This window comes from Blattabacterium cuenoti (genome assembly GCF_014252015.1).
Classification (GTDB): Bacteria; Bacteroidota; Bacteroidia; order Flavobacteriales; family Blattabacteriaceae; genus Blattabacterium; species Blattabacterium cuenoti_U.
The window spans coordinates 472,159-491,251 of the sequence record NZ_CP059206.1; the positions used below are offsets into that span (position 1 = coordinate 472,159).

At 25.9% G+C, this 19,093-nt stretch carries 14 protein-coding genes and 2 tRNA genes; 4 read left to right on the forward strand and 12 right to left on the reverse strand.

What is annotated here, in order from left to right:
* Position 1 precedes the first annotated feature (1 nt).
* Together H0H50_RS02335 and ileS are read right to left on the reverse strand one after the other, a co-directional pair.
* Positions 2 to 394 carry a TraR/DksA family transcriptional regulator gene (locus H0H50_RS02335; RefSeq protein WP_185867021.1) on the reverse strand — a complete coding sequence of 131 codons (393 nt, stop codon included), beginning with the start codon at positions 392 to 394 and terminating at the stop codon, positions 2 to 4.
* Entirely contained in the window at positions 391 to 3,867 is a 3,477-nt protein-coding gene (ileS, locus tag H0H50_RS02340; RefSeq protein WP_185867022.1) for an isoleucine--tRNA ligase, read from the reverse strand. Before ileS ends, H0H50_RS02335 begins: the two co-directional genes overlap by 4 nt.
* 45 nt (positions 3,868 to 3,912) lie before the next feature.
* Here ileS and mutS point away from each other — a divergent pair, with 45 nt between their 5' ends.
* The 3 genes from mutS (at position 3,913) to H0H50_RS02355 (ending at position 6,702) form a co-directional block, all read left to right on the forward strand.
* Positions 3,913 to 6,480, forward strand: coding sequence for a DNA mismatch repair protein MutS (gene mutS / locus H0H50_RS02345; protein WP_185867023.1), 2,568 nt, complete (start codon positions 3,913 to 3,915; stop codon positions 6,478 to 6,480).
* Positions 6,481 to 6,534: 54 nt separating this feature from the next.
* Positions 6,535 to 6,607 (forward strand) — tRNA-Gly (locus H0H50_RS02350).
* A 10-nt stretch (positions 6,608 to 6,617) separates the two neighbouring features.
* Positions 6,618 to 6,702, forward strand: a tRNA-Leu gene (locus H0H50_RS02355).
* A 4-nt stretch (positions 6,703 to 6,706) separates the two neighbouring features.
* Here the strand turns inward: H0H50_RS02355 and guaB are convergent.
* Complete coding sequence (guaB, locus tag H0H50_RS02360) at positions 6,707 to 8,173, reverse strand: IMP dehydrogenase (protein WP_185867024.1); 1,467 nt, start codon at positions 8,171 to 8,173, stop codon at positions 6,707 to 6,709.
* A 203-nt stretch (positions 8,174 to 8,376) separates the two neighbouring features.
* On the opposite strand from guaB, the gene H0H50_RS02365 reads away from it, so the two are divergent.
* Positions 8,377 to 8,655, forward strand: coding sequence for a hypothetical protein (locus tag H0H50_RS02365; RefSeq protein WP_185867025.1), 279 nt, complete (start codon positions 8,377 to 8,379; stop codon positions 8,653 to 8,655).
* A 44-nt stretch (positions 8,656 to 8,699) separates the two neighbouring features.
* Here the strand turns inward: H0H50_RS02365 and rplS are convergent, their stop codons facing one another.
* The 9 genes from rplS to H0H50_RS02410 all read right to left on the reverse strand — a co-directional run bounded on the left by rplS (position 8,700) and on the right by H0H50_RS02410 (position 19,067).
* Positions 8,700 to 9,044, reverse strand: coding sequence for a 50S ribosomal protein L19 (rplS, locus tag H0H50_RS02370; protein ID WP_185867026.1), 345 nt, complete (start codon positions 9,042 to 9,044; stop codon positions 8,700 to 8,702).
* Between the two features lie 7 nt (positions 9,045 to 9,051).
* Complete coding sequence (gene glmM / locus H0H50_RS02375) at positions 9,052 to 10,440, reverse strand: phosphoglucosamine mutase (RefSeq protein ID WP_185867027.1); 1,389 nt, start codon at positions 10,438 to 10,440, stop codon at positions 9,052 to 9,054.
* A 55-nt stretch (positions 10,441 to 10,495) separates the two neighbouring features.
* Positions 10,496 to 11,704, reverse strand: a complete 1,209-nt coding sequence (locus H0H50_RS02380) for an ABC transporter permease (RefSeq protein ID WP_185867028.1) — start codon at positions 11,702 to 11,704, stop codon at positions 10,496 to 10,498.
* A gap of 22 nt (positions 11,705 to 11,726) precedes the next feature.
* Positions 11,727 to 13,322: a replicative DNA helicase gene (dnaB, locus tag H0H50_RS02385; RefSeq protein WP_185867029.1), complete on the reverse strand. Its 1,596-nt coding sequence runs from the start codon at positions 13,320 to 13,322 to the stop codon at positions 11,727 to 11,729.
* Positions 13,323 to 13,393: 71 nt separating this feature from the next.
* Positions 13,394 to 14,350, reverse strand: coding sequence for an acetyl-CoA carboxylase carboxyltransferase subunit alpha (locus H0H50_RS02390; RefSeq protein WP_185867030.1), 957 nt, complete (start codon positions 14,348 to 14,350; stop codon positions 13,394 to 13,396).
* A 24-nt stretch (positions 14,351 to 14,374) separates the two neighbouring features.
* Positions 14,375 to 15,136 carry a succinate dehydrogenase/fumarate reductase iron-sulfur subunit gene (locus H0H50_RS02395; protein ID WP_185867031.1) on the reverse strand — a complete coding sequence of 254 codons (762 nt, stop codon included), beginning with the start codon at positions 15,134 to 15,136 and terminating at the stop codon, positions 14,375 to 14,377.
* Between the two features lie 23 nt (positions 15,137 to 15,159).
* Positions 15,160 to 17,178: a fumarate reductase/succinate dehydrogenase flavoprotein subunit gene (locus H0H50_RS02400; protein ID WP_185867032.1), complete on the reverse strand. Its 2,019-nt coding sequence runs from the start codon at positions 17,176 to 17,178 to the stop codon at positions 15,160 to 15,162.
* 14 nt (positions 17,179 to 17,192) lie between these two features.
* Positions 17,193 to 17,840 carry a succinate dehydrogenase cytochrome b subunit gene (locus tag H0H50_RS02405; RefSeq protein ID WP_185867033.1) on the reverse strand — a complete coding sequence of 216 codons (648 nt, stop codon included), beginning with the start codon at positions 17,838 to 17,840 and terminating at the stop codon, positions 17,193 to 17,195.
* Between the two features lie 72 nt (positions 17,841 to 17,912).
* Positions 17,913 to 19,067 (reverse strand): cysteine desulfurase family protein, encoded by a 1,155-nt coding sequence (locus tag H0H50_RS02410; protein WP_185867034.1) that lies wholly within the window; start codon positions 19,065 to 19,067, stop codon positions 17,913 to 17,915.
* Positions 19,068 to 19,093: the final 26 nt, after the last annotated feature.

Here is a 19,093-nt window from a genome sequence, read left to right on the forward strand (position 1 = left end):
TTTATTTATTTTTTTCCATTAATCTTTTTCCTTCAATACTTAAAGTAGTGTGAGGTACAGCCATTAGACGTTCTTTAGGGATTAATTTTTTGGTTATACGACATATTCCATAATCTTTATTTTCTACTCTTATTAAAGCAGCATTTAAACTATTTATAAATTTTTGTAAATGTGCTACAATTTTAGCATTTTGTTCTTTACTCAATGTTTCTGATCCTTCCTCAAATGCTTTAAAAGTGGGGTAAGTATCATCCGTTCCATTACTTTTATTATTGGAAAAAGATTTCTTAAAAATTGATAAATTCTTTTTTGCTTTTCTCAATTTTTCAAGTATAAGTTTACGAAATTCTTTTCGTTCTTCCATAGAATATCTTTGTTTTACGTTTCCTATCATTTTTTTATATTTTCCACTTTTCGTATCTGCACATATAATATGAATTTCTCTTCAAAAGAGATTTTTTCTTCCTCAGACTCATATTTCATTACATTTTCTTGTAATAAAATATCTACAGAAAGAGTTTCTTTACAAAGAAAATCTTTATTCTTTTGTAAAATAATTTGTAGTTTTTTCTTAAAACTTTCATTTTCATTTACTCTTATATATACAAGTATTTTTTCAATTACATTATATTTACGATCTTTCCTTATTTTTTGTATATATCTAATTAATTCTCTAACAAATCCTTCTTCCCAAAGAGAATCTGTAATACGCAAATCTAATGCTATTGTAAATTTAGTATCAAAAAAAACGGACCAATTTTTAATATATTCCGTACTAATTTTTACATCTTCTAAAGAGATAAAAATTTTTTCTTTTTCCAGAAAAAAAAAGCATTTTTTATTCTTTTCTATATTTTTTATTTTTTCTTGACTAAATTTTTTTATGAATTCGGATATTTTATGAGTTTTTTTTCCAAATTTTGGACCTAAAGATTTATAATTAGGTTTAATATGTTTTATAGATTCAAGATTTTTATAAGAGGAAGGAAATTTTATTTCTTTGACATTAGCTTCTTTAAATATTATTTCAGAAAATTGTTCTAATTGAATACGAATTTTTTTATCAGGAACAATAATCAGTAATTTTTGCAAAGGTTGACGAATTTTTATTTTATTATTTTTTCTTATAGAAAAAACCATAGTAATTATTTTCTGAACTAAAAGCATCCTATTTTCTAATTCTTTATTAATCAAATTAGAATCACAACTAGGAAAATTTGTCAAATGAACACTTTTAAAATCTTCTTGTTTAGTAATAGAATTTAAATCCCTATATAACCTTTCAGAAAAAAATGGAACAATGGGAGAAATTAACTTAGACACAACAATTAAACATTTGTAAAGAATTTGATATGCTGATATCTTATTTTTTGTATATTTATCTTTCCAGAATCTTCTTCTACATAATCTTACATACCAATTGCTTAATTTATCCAAAACAAAAGACGAAATTAAACGTGCGACTTTAGTTGGATTATAGTTAGTATAATAAATATCTGTTTTTTGAATAAGAGAATTCAATTCAGAAAGAATCCAAAAATCTAATTCTGTATAATTATTAAAATATTCTTTTTCTTTATAATAAAAATTATCAATATTTGCGTATAAAGCAAAAAAAGAATAGATATTATATAGTGTTCCAAAAAATTTGTTTATAACGGTATTAACTTCTTTTATATTAAATTTCAAATTATCCCAAGGTTCAGAATTGAATATAATATACCAACGTATAGCATCAGGTCCATAATTATTTATTAAATCAAAAGGATTTATAGTATTTCCTTTACTTTTTGACATTTTACGTCCATACTGATCTAAAATTAGTCCTGTTGATATAACATTTTTATATGCTATAGAATCAAATAACAAACTACTAATAGTATGTAAAGTAAAAAACCATCCTCTTGTTTGATCTATTCCTTCTGAAATAAAATCAGCAGGAAATAAGAGATTTTTATCTATGTATTCTTTATTTTCAAATGGATAATGAAACTGAGCATATGGCATAGCTCCAGAATCGAACCATACATCAATTAAATCAAATTCTCTTATCATAGGTTTTCCTTTAGAAGAAACCAATATAATTTCATCCAAAACATGTTTGTGTAAATCTATTTTATCATAATTATCATTACTCATATCATCTAGGATAAAATTTTCAAACACATTATGCGACATAAACCCATGTTTAACCGATTTTTGAATCTCTAAAAATAACTCTTTAACTGACCCTACGACTATTTCCTCATCTCCTTTTTCCGTTTTCCAAATAGGAAGAGGGGTCCCCCAATATCTAGAACGTGAAAAATTCCAATCTTTTATATTTTTTAGCCAAGAATCAAAACGTTTTCTTCCTGTAGAATCAGGATACCATCGTATTTTTTTATTGAAACTAATTATTTTATTTTTTATTTCGGTTGTTTTTATAAACCATGAATTTAATAGATAATAAAGTATTGGTTTTTCTGTTCTCCAACAATGTGGATAAAAATGGATATACTTTTCTGTTCTAAATATTTTTTGTTCTTTTTCCAGAAAAAGAATTATTTCTTGATCTACTGAAAAAAATTTTTTATCATTTGTATTAAATTCGTTTTTAACATATTTATTAGCAAATCCATGAGGAAAATTTTTTATAAATTTTCCTTGAAAATCAACTAAAGGAACAGGGATATTTTTTTCATTTAAAACCAACATTGGAGGAATATTATATTTTTTAGCTACTATAAAATCATCTACTCCAAATGTGGGTGAAATATGAACAATTCCTGTTCCCTCATTTACATTAACAAAATCTCCTACTATAATTTGAAATGCATTTTTTTCGTTACAATAAGGTTTAAACCAAGGCAATAATTGTTCATATTTACTAAATATTAATTCTTTTCCTTTAAATTTTTCTATTATTAGATAAGGAATTTTATAATTTTTTGTCTTCTTGTTATTATAATCATCGTAAATATCTAATTCAATATAATTTGAAACAGAATAAAACTGATTTGATAATAATATTCTATGAATTAATTTTTCAGAAAAAACAATATTTTCTTTTAAAAAAGTATGCTGGTTATAGGTTCTAACTAATACATAATCTATATCGAATCCTATAGCTAATGCTGTATTTGAAGGAATTGTCCAAGGAGCTGTCGTCCATGATATAAAATATATTTCACCTGAAATTTTTTGAAATTTTTCAGGTAAAGTATTTTTAATTGCCTTAAATTTCAAAAATGGAGATAATTGCTTCACTTTTTTATAAGTTCCCGGCATATTCAATTCATGATAACTTAAACCTGTTCCTGCTGCAGGAGAATAAGGTTGTATTGTAAAACCTTGATAAATAAGATTTTTATTATACAATTTTTTGATTAACCACCATACACTTTCAATATACTTGGCATTATAGGTAATAAACGAATGATCTAAATCTATAGAATATCCTATTTTATCTGTAAATGATTTCCATTTTTTCAATGATTTATTCACAAAATTTTTACAAAAATCATTATATTTATTTACACTAATTTTTTTTCCTATATCATTTTTAGTAATACCCATGTCTTTTTCTACATTTAATTCTACAGGTAAACCATGCGCATCCCAACCAGCTTTTCTAAATACTTTTTTACCTTTCAGGGTATGATATCTACAAAAAATGTCCTTTACGGTTCTAGTTAAAATATGATGAATTCCAGGATTTCCATTTAAAGATGGAGGGCCTTCATATAAAATATAACAAAGGTCTTTTTTTATATTATAAAAATTAGAATTACTTTGAAAAATATTATTTTTTTTCCAATATTGAGATATTTCTATGGTTATCTGACTAAGATTCAATTTTTTATATTCTTTAAATATTCTTGACATAATAATAAATTAACTATCCTCTATTTTAATAAATTATATTTTGATATGAATAAAAACGAAACTCTTTATTGCAAAAAAAAAGAAGAAACTCCATTAATCAAGCAATATAACGATATAAAAACTAAATATCCAGATACAATTTTATTATTTCAAGTTGGAGATTTTTATGAAACTTTTGGAGAGGATGCCATTAAATGTTCTCAAACGTTAAATATTGTTTTAACTAAACGATCTCATTTACATTTAGCGGGTTTTCCTTATCATTCTTTGAGTACCTATTTACCAAAATTGATACGTTCAGGATTTCGTGTAGCTATTTGTGATCAGTTAGAAGAACCAAAAAAAGGAAAAAATATTGTTAAAAGAGGTGTAACAGAACTTGTAACACCAGGAATAGCTATTGATGAAAATATTATATCCCCTAAATCAAATAATTTTTTAGCATCAATTCATGTAGAAAAAAATAAAAATTTCGGATTAAGTTTTTTAGATGTTTCTACTGGAGAATTTTTTGTAACAGAAGATACAAAAAATAATATTTTGCAATATCTAAAACATTTTCATCCTAGTGAAATACTTTTTCAAAAAAAAGAAAAAAAATTTTTTGATCAATTATTAAAAGGAAAATACTATACTTTTTTAATGGAAGATTGGATATTTAATTATTCACTTGCATATGAAAAATTAATATCACACTTTAAAATCAATTCTTTAAAAGGGTTTGGTATTAATGATTTAAAATTAGGGATTATTTCTTGTGGAGTAGTTTTATCTTATTTACATAACACTTTACATTTCAATATAAAACATATTTCTAAAATACGAAGAATAAAAAAAGAAGAACACATGTGTATTGATGATTTTACTTTTCGAAATTTAGAAATATTCCATCCTTTGAACAAAGAAGGTGTTTCTTTAATAAATATACTAGATCATACAATTACTCCTATGGGAGGTAGGTTATTGAAAAATTGGATTCTTTTTCCTTTAAAAAATTTATTTCATATAAAAAAACGTCATCAAATAGTGCAAGAATTATACATTGATAATATTATACGCGCTTTTATAAAAACAAAACTTAAAAATGTTTATGATATAGAAAGAATAATTTCTAAACTAGCCATTGGAAAAATTTCTCCACGTGAAATGTATACGTTATATAAATCTTTGATTTATATAACTGAAATACAAAAAAAATTTTTATTTCAAAAATCCAAAATTTTTAAAAATATTGGAGATTCTTTTCAAGATTGCAATTTTATATGTGAAAAAATTGCTAATACAATACAAGAAAATCCTCCACATCAAATTGAAAAGGGAAAAGGAAATGTTATAATTAAAGGATTTTCTAAAGAACTAGATGAAATTCGCATGATGTATTTTTATCAAAAAGAATATTTAGAAAAACTTTGTTCAATAGAACAATCCAAAACAGGAATTAATAATTTAAAAATTGGATATAACAATATATTTGGATATTTTTTTGAAGTTAGAATTTCTAAAAAAGGAAAAGTCCCTTCTCACTGGGTGCAAAAACAGACATTGACGAATTCTATTCGATATATTACTGAAGAATTAAAAAATTACGAGTTAAAAATCTTAAATGCAGAACAAAAAATATTTTACTTGGAAAAAAAAATATTTAACAATCTCATCAATAAAATATTAGAAAATATAAAACCTTTACAACAAAATGCAAAACTAATTGCTAAATTAGACGTATTATATTCTTTTTCTAGTTTAGCATTAGAAAATAATTATGTAAAACCAAAAGTAAATGACTCTTTAAAAATATCTATAATAAAAGGACGACATCCAGTTATTGAAAGACAATTTATAGCCAAAACTTCTTACATTCCTAATGATATGATTTTAAATAAATCAAATCAACAAATATTAATTATCACAGGTCCTAATATGTCAGGAAAATCAGCTATTTTACGTCAAACTGCTATTATTATATTGATGGCTCATATTGGAAGTTTCGTTCCTGCTAAATATGCAGAAATAGGATTAATAGATAAAATATTCAGTAGAGTAGGTGCATCTGATAACATTTCTTTAGGAGAATCTACTTTTATGGTAGAAATGAATGAAACTGCAAATATATTAAATAATATTTCTGAAAGAAGTTTTATCATTTTAGATGAAATAGGAAGAGGTACAAGTACTTATGATGGAATTTCAATAGCCAAATCTATTATAGAATTTTTACATGAAAAAAATTCACGTCCTCTAACTTTATTTGCTACACATTATCATGAATTAAATGAAATGAGTTTTTTTTTTAAAAGAATAAAAAATTATCATATTTCTATAAAAAAAATAAATGATAATATTATTTTTATGCGAAAATTAATAGCTGGAGGAAGTGAACATAGTTTCGGAATTTATGTAGCAAAAATATCGGGAATGCCAACAGAAATCATTGAAAGAGCAAAAAAAATATTAAATGCATTAGAAAAAAATAAAAAAGAAATTAATACAAAAAAAGTTTTTTTTTTATTGAAAAAAATAATTTTTTCTTTAAAAACAATAAAAAATATTGATTCTTTATCTCTACAAGATGCTACTATAAAAATTCACGAAATCAAAAATATATTAGATGATTAAAATTTGCTATATATATAAAAGTGTATTTAAATTAGTCATTATATATAAATGGGTGCGAGAATAGCTCAGTTGGTAGAGTACGATCTTGCCAAGATCGGGGTCGCGGGTTCAAATCCCGTTTCTCGCTTTTTAAATGTGCCCGGATGGTGGAATTGGTAGACACACAGGACTTAAAATCCTGTGATCATTGTGATCGTACGGGTTCAAATCCCGTTCCGGGTATTTTTTATTTACTATAATTAAAATAATTAGGAGATTCTTTAGTAATATTTACACTATGTGGATGATTTTCTTTTAACCCGGAATTAGTTATTCTTACAAATTTACCTGATTTTATCAGTTCTTTGATAGTGGAAACACCACAATATCCCATTCCGGAACGTAGACCTCCACAAATTTGATAAATTACATCTTTCATTTTACCTTTATAAGGAACTATAGCTTCTATTCCTTCTGGAACAGATTTTTCGTTAAATTGAAAATAACGATCTCTACTTCCTCTTTTCATAGCTATTAAAGAACCCATTCCTACATAAGTTTTAAACTTTCTTCCTTGAAAAATAACTTCCTCTCCTGGGGCTTCATCTGTTCCAGCAAATAAACTTCCAATCATAACAGAACTAGCTCCAGCAGCAATAGCTTTTACTACATCTCCTGAATATCTGATCCCTCCATCAGAAATAACGTTTACATTTCTTTTTTTAGCATATTCATATACATCATTAATAGCTGTTATTTGGGGCATACCTACTCCAGATATGACTCTTGTTGTACAAATAGAACCAGATCCAATTCCTACTTTTAAAACAGTTGAACCGGCATCTATCAAATCTTTAGCTCCCTCCATAGTCACTACATTTCCTGTTAACAATGTTATTTCCGGAAAAGAATTTCTGATTAATTTTATTGTTTCTAATACTCTAAAAGAATGTCCATGTGCAGAATCTATAGCTATAATATCTACTCCTACTTTTACTAAAGATTCTACTCTTTCTAAAGTTTTTTTGTCTATACCAACTGCTGCACCTACACGTAAACGTCCTCTAGAATCTTTGCAAGCATTAGGATACTCAATTAAATTATCAATATCTCTAATAGTAATTAATCCTACTAATTTATTATAATCATCCACAATAGGTAATTTTTCTATTCTTTCTTTCAATAAAATATTTTTAGCTTTTTCTAATGTTATATTTTTTCTAGATGTAATTAATTTTTCTTTAGTCATTACTTCTTCTACTAAAGTATCCAAATCCACACGATATTTTATATCTCTTCTGGTAATAATCCCTACTAACGAATGATTTTTTTCTATTACAGGTAATCCGGAAATCTTATATTTTTTCATAAGATATTGAGCATATCTTAATGTTGAATTTCTGGAAAGAGTAATAGGATCATCTATCATTCCACTTTCACTTCTTTTAACTCTATAAACCTCTTCTGATTGATTTTTTATATTCATATTTTTATGAATGATACCAATCCCTCCTTCTCTAGCAATAGAGATAGCTAAAGAAGATTCCGTTACTGTATCCATAGCAGCACTTAGTATAGGTATATTCATAATAATATCAAGAGTAAGAGAAGTTTTAAGAGAAACTTCTGATGGAAGAATTGAAGAATAAGAAGGAACAAGTAAAACATCATCAAAAGTAAGAGCTTCTTTTAAAATCTTTTTATTTAAAGACATATTTTTTATTTTAAAAATATATAATTTTTTTTCAATAGTTCATAAGTTCATAAAAACATAATATTCTTATTTTCAAACTAAAGAGAAAAAATAAAATCAACTTATATTTTATTAAAAAAAAATACAAATCATGATATATTTTTTCATTCCAAATTTTTATATAAATTTGCCCAGAATATGTAATAACTGAAATACTATCGATTATGATGAAAAAATTAAGAATTACAGTCACTACGATCTTGTTAGCAATATTTTTGTTTACTATCAGTTGCAACAACAAAAATAAAAATGAAAGCAACTCTACTACAACAGAAGAGGAAAAGACAGCTAATAATAATGAAAATCAAACTGATTCCACTAACTCAACTACACCTCCTGCAACTAGTGAGGATTCCTCAAAAAACAATAATGGGAATGAGGAAAACAATACATCTGAAAAAGAAAAAGTGACAACTGAGGAGAACGATAAAAATAATAAATAAAGTAAAAGCGAAAAAAGAGTAATAGATTCTCTTTTTTTCGCTTTTTAGCTTTTTACTCTTGCTTTTTTTCCTTTTAGAGTTCTAAAATAATAAATTTTTGATCTTCGTACTTTTCCTTTCTTATTAACCTCTATTTTTTGTATGTTAGGTTGATTGAAAATAAATATACGTTCTATACCTATTCCTGCACTTATTTTACGAATAGTAAATGTTTTAGTTAACCCTTTTCCTTGTTTTTTTATAACCACTCCTTTAAAAGATTGAATTCTTTTTTTTTCTCCCTCTTTAATTTCAAAAAAAACAGTGATTGTATCTCCTGAATGAAACAATGGAAAATGATTTTTAGATAAAAATTTATCTTCTGTATATTTTATAATATTTTGAAACATAATTATATTATAATTCTTTTATATCGTATATAATTTTTTTTGATAAAAAATCTGCTCTTTTCTTTGAAGAACTTTCTGTATATATTCTAATAATATTTTCAGTATTTGATTTCCTTATATGTATCCATTCATTATATTTAATATAAATTTTGATTCCATCACTAAAATCCATTTTTTTTCCTTTATATTTTTTTTTTATTTTTTTTAATAATGTTCTGATTTTATCATGAGAAGAAAATCGAATTTTTTTTTTCGACATAAAATAATTGGAATATTTTTTTTTTAATTCAGATAATGGAATATTAGCTAGTTTAGCTATTCTCATTAAAAATAAAGCAATTCCAATCAAAGCATCTCTTCCATAACGTAAATCAGGATAAATAACACCTCCATTTCCTTCTCCACCAACAACAGCGTGTACTTCTTTCATTTTTTTTACAACATGTATTTCTCCAACAGGAGTTGAATAGTAAGGAACTCCTTTTTCTATAGAAAGATCTTTTAATGCATGAGAAGAAGATAATGTAGAAACAATAGGTCCTAATTTATTTTCCAATATATAATCTGCTATGGATACTAAAGTATATTCTTCCCCAAAAAAATCTCCGTTTTCGCATATAAATACCACTCGATCTACATCAGGATCAACGGAAATTCCTAAATCGGCTTTTATATCCGGCACCTTTTTACATATTTCTCTTAAGTTTTTTTCAATAGGCTCAGGATTATGAACAAAATTTCCATGAGGATCACAATACATTTTAATAACATGAACTCCCAAATATTTTAATAAAATAGGAACTGCGATACCTCCTGTAGAATTAATTCCATCTATTACTATTCTTAATTTAGCTTTTTGAATTATATTTTTGTCTATGATAGGTAATGAAAGAATTTTTTCTATATGTTGATGAATATAATTCTTTTTATAAAAAAGATTACCTAATTTTTTGTATGAAGAGAAATTAAAATATTTTTTCTCTACTATAGAAAACAATTTTTTAAAATCTTCCTCATATAAAAATTCTCCATGAGAATTAAACATTTTTAATCCATTCCAATTCTTAGGATTATGACTTGCTGTTAACATTACACCCCCATCCGCTTTCTCACATATCACAGCAATTCCAACTGTAGGGGTTGTAGATAAACCAATGTTTACTACATCTACTCCAAGACTTTGAAAAGTTATTATTAAAAATTGTTGGAATAAAACAGAAGAAATTCTTCCATCTCTACCTAATATTAAAACAAATTTTTTTTTATTTTTATATTTCCTTTTCATCCAGGAAACATATCCTGCAGCAAATTGAATTATATCTATGGGAGATAAACCATATCCAACTTTTCCCCCCAATGTTCCTCTTATTCCAGATGAAGATTTTATAAGTGTCAAAAACTAATTAAATTTTTTTTATCACAAACAAAAATACAAAATTAAATTCTGAGATTTATTCAAATTCTAGAACTTTTATGGTAGGTGTTTTACTAATAAAAAATAAAGAAGGAAAAAATATTGTTATAAAACAAGTGAAAATAATAGATAAATTGATAATGATAATATGATATATATTAAGATAGATAGGAACAAAATCAACAAAATATTGCATTTTATTTAATAATATAAAATGAAATTTTTTTTGCACTATTAATAAAGTGATTCCAATGCTATTACCTATAATTAATGAAGGAATCAATATCTGTATGATATAAAACAAAAATATTTTATGTATAACTTTATTTTCAGCTCCTAAAGTTTTCAAAATTCCTATAGTTCTAATTCTTTCCAAGATAAGTATTAAAATAAACACAATCATATTAATAGTTACAGATACAAAAATAATAAAACTAATCACAATAATATTTATATCAAAAATTTTTATCCATTTAATAATATTATGACTATTCTGAATAGTTTTGAAAAAAAAATTTTTAGGCATTTTATCAAAAATTTTTTTCTTTATATTATCATAGGAAACAAAAATTTCAAATTTTTCTACTAAATCTTTTTCCCACCCGTTAATTTTTTGAATGGATCTTATATTTCCGAGAATGTATACATCATCAAATTCTGGGATTCCAGTTTCATATAAACCAGAAATTCTAAATTGATTAGAAATAATAGTAGGATCACCTTTTTTATCAAAAGAAAGAAAATCTATTTTAATATTTGATCCAACATTTAATCCTAGTAATAAGGATGTTTTTTTAGATAAAATAACATTGTGATTAGATAAAAGTTTTGTTTTAAAAAAATCTTTCGTAATTAAAAAATATTGAAAAAAAATAGGATTATAATCCTCATATAATCCTTTAAATATATATCTATCTATTCTTTTATTTGTAGCAATAAGTACATTATTTTCAGTAATTCCATGAATTTGTTTAACCAAATTAGATTTGAAAAATTTCTTTTTTTTTACAGAAAAATTTGGATAACTTGTGGAATGATTTTTATACACAATAATTTGACCTCTAATATTTAATAGTTTATCCTTTATAATTTCTTTGAATCCAAATCCTATAGAAAAAGTTAAAAAAGCTATAATTAAACCAAAAATTATTGTTATTTGTGTTATTATAACTATTGTTCGAAGAGTTTTATTTTTTCTACAATCTTCCCAAACTGTTTTTTTGGAAAAAAACCATTCAAAATTCAATTATTCAATTTTACTGATTCTATTAAATATTTTCATCTAAATAATTTTCATTATTGAAGTCCATTTCATTTTCATTATTGAAATCCATTTCATTTTCATTACTAGATTCTAATGATGTATTTTTTTCAAAATCTTCATAAGGAGGAGACATAAAAAATTTTTCTTTATTAAGAACATTTTTTTTATAATCTTCTTCCCAAACTAATGAAACATGTTTTTTTTCTTCTAAGTTTACAAATTGAGCTTGATCACTTATAAATTTTAAACGAAATTTATCTAGTCCTCCGTTTCTATGTTTGGCAATTATAATTTCTGCTTGACCTGTACAAGAGTCATTATCTTCATCTGAATCCCATATTTTAAATCCATAATACTCAGGTCTGTAAATAAATAAAACTATATCTGCATCTTGCTCAATAGCTCCTGATTCTCGTAAATCAGACAATACGGGTCTCTTACTTCCTCCTCTTGTTTCTACTGCTCTAGATAGTTGAGATAAAGCTATGATTGGAATATCAAGTTCTTTAGCTATAGATTTTAAACTTCTAGAAATAACTGATATTTCTTGTTCTCTATTTTGCAATTTTAAACTATGATCGTTAATGCCCATTAATTGCATATAATCTATAAATATCAATTTAATACCATGTTGAGATATTAAACGACGACATTTTGCACGTAAATTAAATATAGATAAAGAAGGGGTATCATCTATAAATAAAGGAACATTTTTTAAATTTTTTGTTTTATGTAACAAACGTTCCCAATCTAACTTATCTAAGTTAGCTCTTTTAATTTTTTCTGAAGAAATCCCGGTTTCTGATGAAATAAGTTTTGTAATTAGTTGAATAGAAGACATTTCTAATGAAAAAATTATAGTTGGTATTTTTTGATATACAACTATATTTTTAACCATGGATAACATAAAAGTTGTTTTTCCCATTCCAGGTCTAGAAGCCAATATAATTAAATCAGAATTCTGCCATCCAGAAGTAATATGATCCAATTTATGAAATCCAGAAGAAATTCCACTTAATCCTTCTTTTTCTGTTTTTTTAATTTTTTCAATAGCTTTTTGGATAAGACATTGAGTAGTCTCATATTTTTTGGCTATCAAATATTTTTGATTAATCTCAAAAAGTTTTGATTCAGCGTGATCTAAAAGATCAAAAACATCCGTGCTGACCTCATAACATTTTTGTATGATATTGGAAGATATGCTGATTAATTTTCTTAATATAAATTTTTGTAATACTATACGACTATGATACTCTATATGTGCAGAAGAAATAACTTTTTGTGTTAGTCCAATTAAATATAACTCTCCTCCCATTGATTCCAATTTTCCGATCTTACGAAGTTCATTTAAAACTGTGTATAAATCTATAGGATTAGAATTATGATACAATTTTTGTATTGTAAAAAATATTTCTTGGTGTTCTTTTTTATAAAAAACTTCAGGAAAAAGTATATCAATAACTTCATCTAAACCTTTTTTATCAATCATAATAGCTCCTATGATTGCTTCTTCTAAATCTAATGCTTGAGGAGGAATTCTTCCTTTTTTTGTTATGGAATCAAATGGATTCGTTTTTTCCTGTTTTTTAATGTTACTCATAAAATCATATTAAATAAAATACATAAATAGAAGATCTATTAGGTAGAATAGAATGTGTTAATAATTAAAATTTATTTTTCAAAAAAACCAATAGAAATGTACTTATTTTTTCTGTTTTTAATAAGAGATTCTATATTAATTTCAGATAATTGTTTATAATGTTTAATAATTTGTTTTTTTATAAGTTTATAAGCTTTTTTAGGACAAAAATGGGCTCCTCCTAAGGGTTCTTTGATTACTTCATCTATAAAATTTAATTTATGCATATTTTCTGCTGTTAGCTTCAATGCTTCTGCTGATTTTTCTTTATTATCACGATTTCCCCAAAGTATTGTAGAACAACTTTCAGGAGAAATCACAGAAAACCAGGAATTTTCCATCATTGAAATCTTATCTCCTATTCCAATACCTAAAGCTCCTCCACTAGCTCCCTCTCCTATAATTAAAACAATAATGGGTACTTTTAAACACATCATTTCATAAATATTTTTTCCTATTGCTTCTCCTTGACCTCTTGTTTCCGCTTCAATTCCAGGAAAAGCACCTGGTGTATCAATGAAAGTTACAATAGGTTTTTCGAATTTTTCTGCTAGTTTCATCAGACGTAAGGCTTTTCTATATCCTTCTGGATTAGGCATTCCAAATCTTCTGTATTGTCTATCCTTGGTATTTTTTCCTTTTTGAGTTCCAATTAACATGAAAGTATAATCCTCTATTTTTCCAAAACCTCCTACCATTGCTTTATCATCACCAAAAAGACGATCTCCATGTAATTCAATGAAAGAATCTTTTTTTGTTATGGAATGTATATAATCTAAAGTATAGGGTCTGTTTGGATGTCTGGATAATTGTACTCTTTGCCAAGGGGTAAGATTACTGTGTAATTTTTTAATGGTTTTATCCAATTTGATTTGCAATTGTGTGCAAACTTCTTTCATATTTACCCCACTTTTTTTTTCTATAAGTACACAGTTTACATATTGATCCTGTATTTCTTGTATGGGTTTTTCAAAATCTAAATATTCCATATTCAAATAAGAAGAGAATTAGAATTAGTTAGTAAATGATTGAATATACTCACGATTCATAAAAGAAATATATTCTGTGGATATTCCTTTTGGACATTCTACTTCACATGCTCTGGTATTCGTACAGCTTCCAAATCCTTCTTCATCCATTTTTTTTATCATATTCACCACTCTTTTTTTTCTCTCTATTTTTCCTTGAGGTAATAAAGCAAACTGAGAAACTTTTGCTGAAACAAATAGCATTGCTGATCTATTTTTACATGCAGCTACACATGCACCACAACCAATACAAGTTGCGGCATCAAAAGCTTTATCTGCTTGATCTTTTGGAATTGGAATTAAATTTCCATCTATTGTTTTTCCAAATGTATTTACAGAAATAAAACCACCTGATATAATGATTCTATCGAAAGAAGATCTATCTACAATAAGATCTTTAATTATAGGAAAAGGTTTCGCTCTCCAAGGTTCTACATATATAGTTTCTCCATTACGGAAACGACGCATATGAAGTTGACAAGTAGTAACCAAATTATCTGGGCCATGCGCTCTTCCATTAATATATAAAGAACACATTCCACAAATTCCTTCACGACAATCATGATCAAATGATACAGGAGAGGAATCTTGATTTTCACATATAATCTGGTTGTTCAAAAGATCTAACATTTCTAAAAATGAACTGTTAGGAGATATATTATGTATTTGATAAGTTTTAAAATAACCTTTTTCTTCAAAACTTTTTTGTCTCCATATTTTTAACTTAAAATTCATAAGTTCTTTCATGATCATACAATCTTTTATTATTTTTATTTATAAGAACGTGACTGTATTTTTACAAAAGTAAAATTTAAATTTTCTTTATGCATAATCTCATCACTTATGGTAGAATTATCCTTATATTCCCATATAGAAACATATTTATAATGAACATCATCACGAAGAGCTTCTCCTTCTTTTGTTTGAAATTCTTCACGAAAATGACTTCCACAAGATTCTTTTCTATTTAAAGCATCCATAGCCATTAATTCTCCTAATTCTAAAAAATCGGCTACACGTCCGGCTTTTTCTAATTCAGAGTTTAATCCATTATCAATATTTCCGGGAATAAAAACATTTTTCCAAAATTCATCGCGAAGTTCTTGTATATTTTTTATAGCTTGAGATAAGCCTAAATGATTTCTACTCATTCCTACATATTCCCACATAATATTTCCAAGTTTTTTATGAAAAAAATCTACTGGTATATTTCCATTATTTTGAATAAGTTTTTTAATTCTATTTTTGACATTTTTTTCCGAAGCTTGAAAAGCTATATGTTTTGTAGATATTTTTTCTGTGATACATGAAGATAAATAATCAGCTATGGTATATGGTAAAATAAAATATCCATCAGCTAATCCCTGCATTAATGCAGAAGCTCCTAGTCTATTTGCTCCATGATCAGAAAAATTAGCTTCTCCTATAACATAACAGCCTGGTATAGATGACATTAAATTATAATCCACCCATAATCCTCCCATAGTATAATGTACTGCTGGATAAATCTTCATAGGAGTTTGATATGGATTATTATTGGTTATTTTTTCATACATATGAAATAAGTTTCCATATTTAGATTCCATTATTTCTTTTCCTAATTCTTGCAATGAGTTACGTTGTTTCATTCCAAGTTCATTTGCTTTTTCTTTTCCATATTTCTCTATAGAGAAATTGAAATCTAAAAATACCCCTTCTTTAGTTTCATTATTTTCTATTCCAAATCCTTTATCACAACGTTCTTTCGCAGCTCTAGAAGCTACATCTCTTGGTACAAGATTTCCAAATGAAGGATAACGTCTTTCAAGATAGTAATCTCTATCTTCTTCACTTATGTTTTCAGGTTTTTTAGTTCCGTTTCGTATAGAAATAGCATCTTCTAATTTTTTAGGTACCCATATTCTTCCATCATTTCTCAATGATTCAGACATAAGTGTTAATTTAGATTGATAATTTCCATGTACTGGAATACAAGTGGGATGTATTTGAGTGTAACAAGGATTAGCAAATAACCCTCCTCTTTTATGAACTTTCCATATAGCACTTGTGTTAGAACCCATTGCATTGGTAGACAAAAAAAATATATTTCCATAACCTCCTGAAGCAATTACCACAGCATGAGCTGCATGTCTTTCTATTTCTCCAGAAATGAGATTTCTCGCAATAATTCCTTTAGCTACTCCATCCACAATTACTAAATCTAACATTTCATGACGATTATACATCTTAATTCTTCCTGTTCCTATTTGTCTAGACATAGAAGAATAACATGCCAATAAAAGTTGTTGTCCTGTCTGACCCTTAGCATAAAAAGTTCTAGAAACTTTTGTCCCACCGAAAGATCTAGTTTCCAAATATCCAGCATAATCACGAGCAAATGGAACACCTTGAGCGACACATTGATCTATAATGTTTGAAGAGATCTCTGCTAAACGATATACATTTGCTTCTCTAGATCTATAATCTCCACCTTTAATTGTATCATAAAAAAGTTGATAAATCGAATCATTATCTCCTTTATAATTTTTAGAAGCGTTAATTCCACCTTGTGCAGCTACAGAATGAGCTCTTCTTGGAGAATCTTGGTAACAAAAAGCTTTAACTTGATATCCTAATTCTGATAAAGAAGCAGCAGCTGAACCTCCGGAAAGCCCTGTTCCAACAACAATAATTTCTATATTGGATCTGTTATTAGGAGACACTAATTTTAAAGTAGATTTATGATCTTTCCATTTATGAATTAAAGAACTAGCTGGAATTTTCGAATTGAACTTAAAGGTATTTTTCATCGAAAAAAAAATATTTAATTATTATTAAAAAAAAACCAAATAGCAATGATAGAAAATCCAGAACAAATGAACCACAGATATAAAGAAGCCAATCTTTGTATCCAAATCAATCTTTTTTTGTTAGATAGTCCTAAAGATTGAAAAGAAGATTTAAATCCATGATTTAAATGAATACCTAAAATTAAAAATGAAAATATATATACAAATGTATAAAAAGGATTTTTGAATAAAGAAACTACTATATTATAATCAGAAGTTATATGATTTGAATATTTCATGGGAATCATGAAATTAATAAGATGTAAAACTAAAAAACAGAAAATTAAAATTCCTGTATACACCATTGTACGACTACTAAATGAAGTAGATAAGTAATAGTTCATAGCATAATCAACTTCTCCTTTTATTTTTTTATTTACTAAATGTAATTTTATTCCGAATAAAATATGAATTAAAAAACCTATGGCAAGAACATATTCCATTGTTCGAATAAATATATTTTTTCTCATAAAATAAACAGCTTCGTTAAAAGCTTTTTCTCCTGAAAAAAGAAATAAATTAACACTCAAATGTAACAGCAAAAAAATCATTAAAAAAACTCCCGTAGTAGCCATGAGCACTTTCTTTCCAACAGAGGATTGAAAAAAATTATAATGATTCACTAATAGTAATTTAATTTACATGTTTTAAGTAAATATAAATAAGATATTTGAAATATTTTACAAAAAATTTCCTTATTTTCTAATTTTTTGCAGAGCATTTATAAGTGAATCAATATCTTCTTTTTCATTAAAAATTCCGAAAGAGATTCTAATAGGCATAGTTTTATTAAGTAAAGATTTATCCGTTATAGATTGAATAACATGAGATATTTTTTTGATACTACTATTGCAAGAACTCCCTTTTGAAACAGCAACTCCCATAAGATCCAAATGAAAATATAATAAATGATCTTTTTTTGTGGGATATAAAAAATTTAGGATAGAAGGAATACTTTTTTCTGAATGATGTGATAATCCATTAAAAATAATATTGGAAATTATTTTTTTTAATTCTGAAATACAATAAGATTTTAAATTTTGTATTTTTTTTATATAACTTGGAAAGTTACAATAAGATAATCGTATAGCTTCTGATAATCCTGCTATTCCATGTATATTTTCGGTTCCTGAACGAATTCCATATTCTTGAACTCCACCAGTAATAAAAGGTTTTATTTTTTTTAAAATATGACTTCTTATAATAGCTAAACCTATTCCTTTTGGTCCATAAAATTTATGTGCACTTGCAGTAGCAAAATCAAAAGATAATTTTTCCATATCAATAGGGATGTTTCCTATAGCCTGTATAGTATCTGAATGAAAATAAGCATTATATTTTTTACATAAAAAAATGACTTTATCTACCTCTAATAAATTACCAATTTCATTATTAACGTACATTAAACTTACCAGTGTTTTTTTAGATATGTTTTTTTTCAAAATTTCTTCCATATTATTAAAATCTAATATTCCTTTTTCATCATTTAAAATAAAATTTACAGATATTTTGTATCTAATAGATAAATCTGAAATAGTATGCAATACAGAAGGATGCTCTAATTTTGATGTTAAAATATGTCTGATATTTAAATCTAATACTGAAGATCTTAATATCAGATTATTTGCTTCGGTTCCTCCTGAAGTAAAAATAATCTCATTAGGAGATACTTTAACATTTTTAGCTATACAAATTCTAGATTCCTCTAGAATCGAACGAGCTTCTCTTCCATAACTATGTTGTATAGAAGAAGGATTTCCTAATGAATATTTTAATGTATTTATCATTACTTGCATAACTTCGTTTCTTATGGGAGTGGAAGCAGCGTTATCCAAATATGCTCGTTTCATTTATATGAAAATTTTTATATAGATAA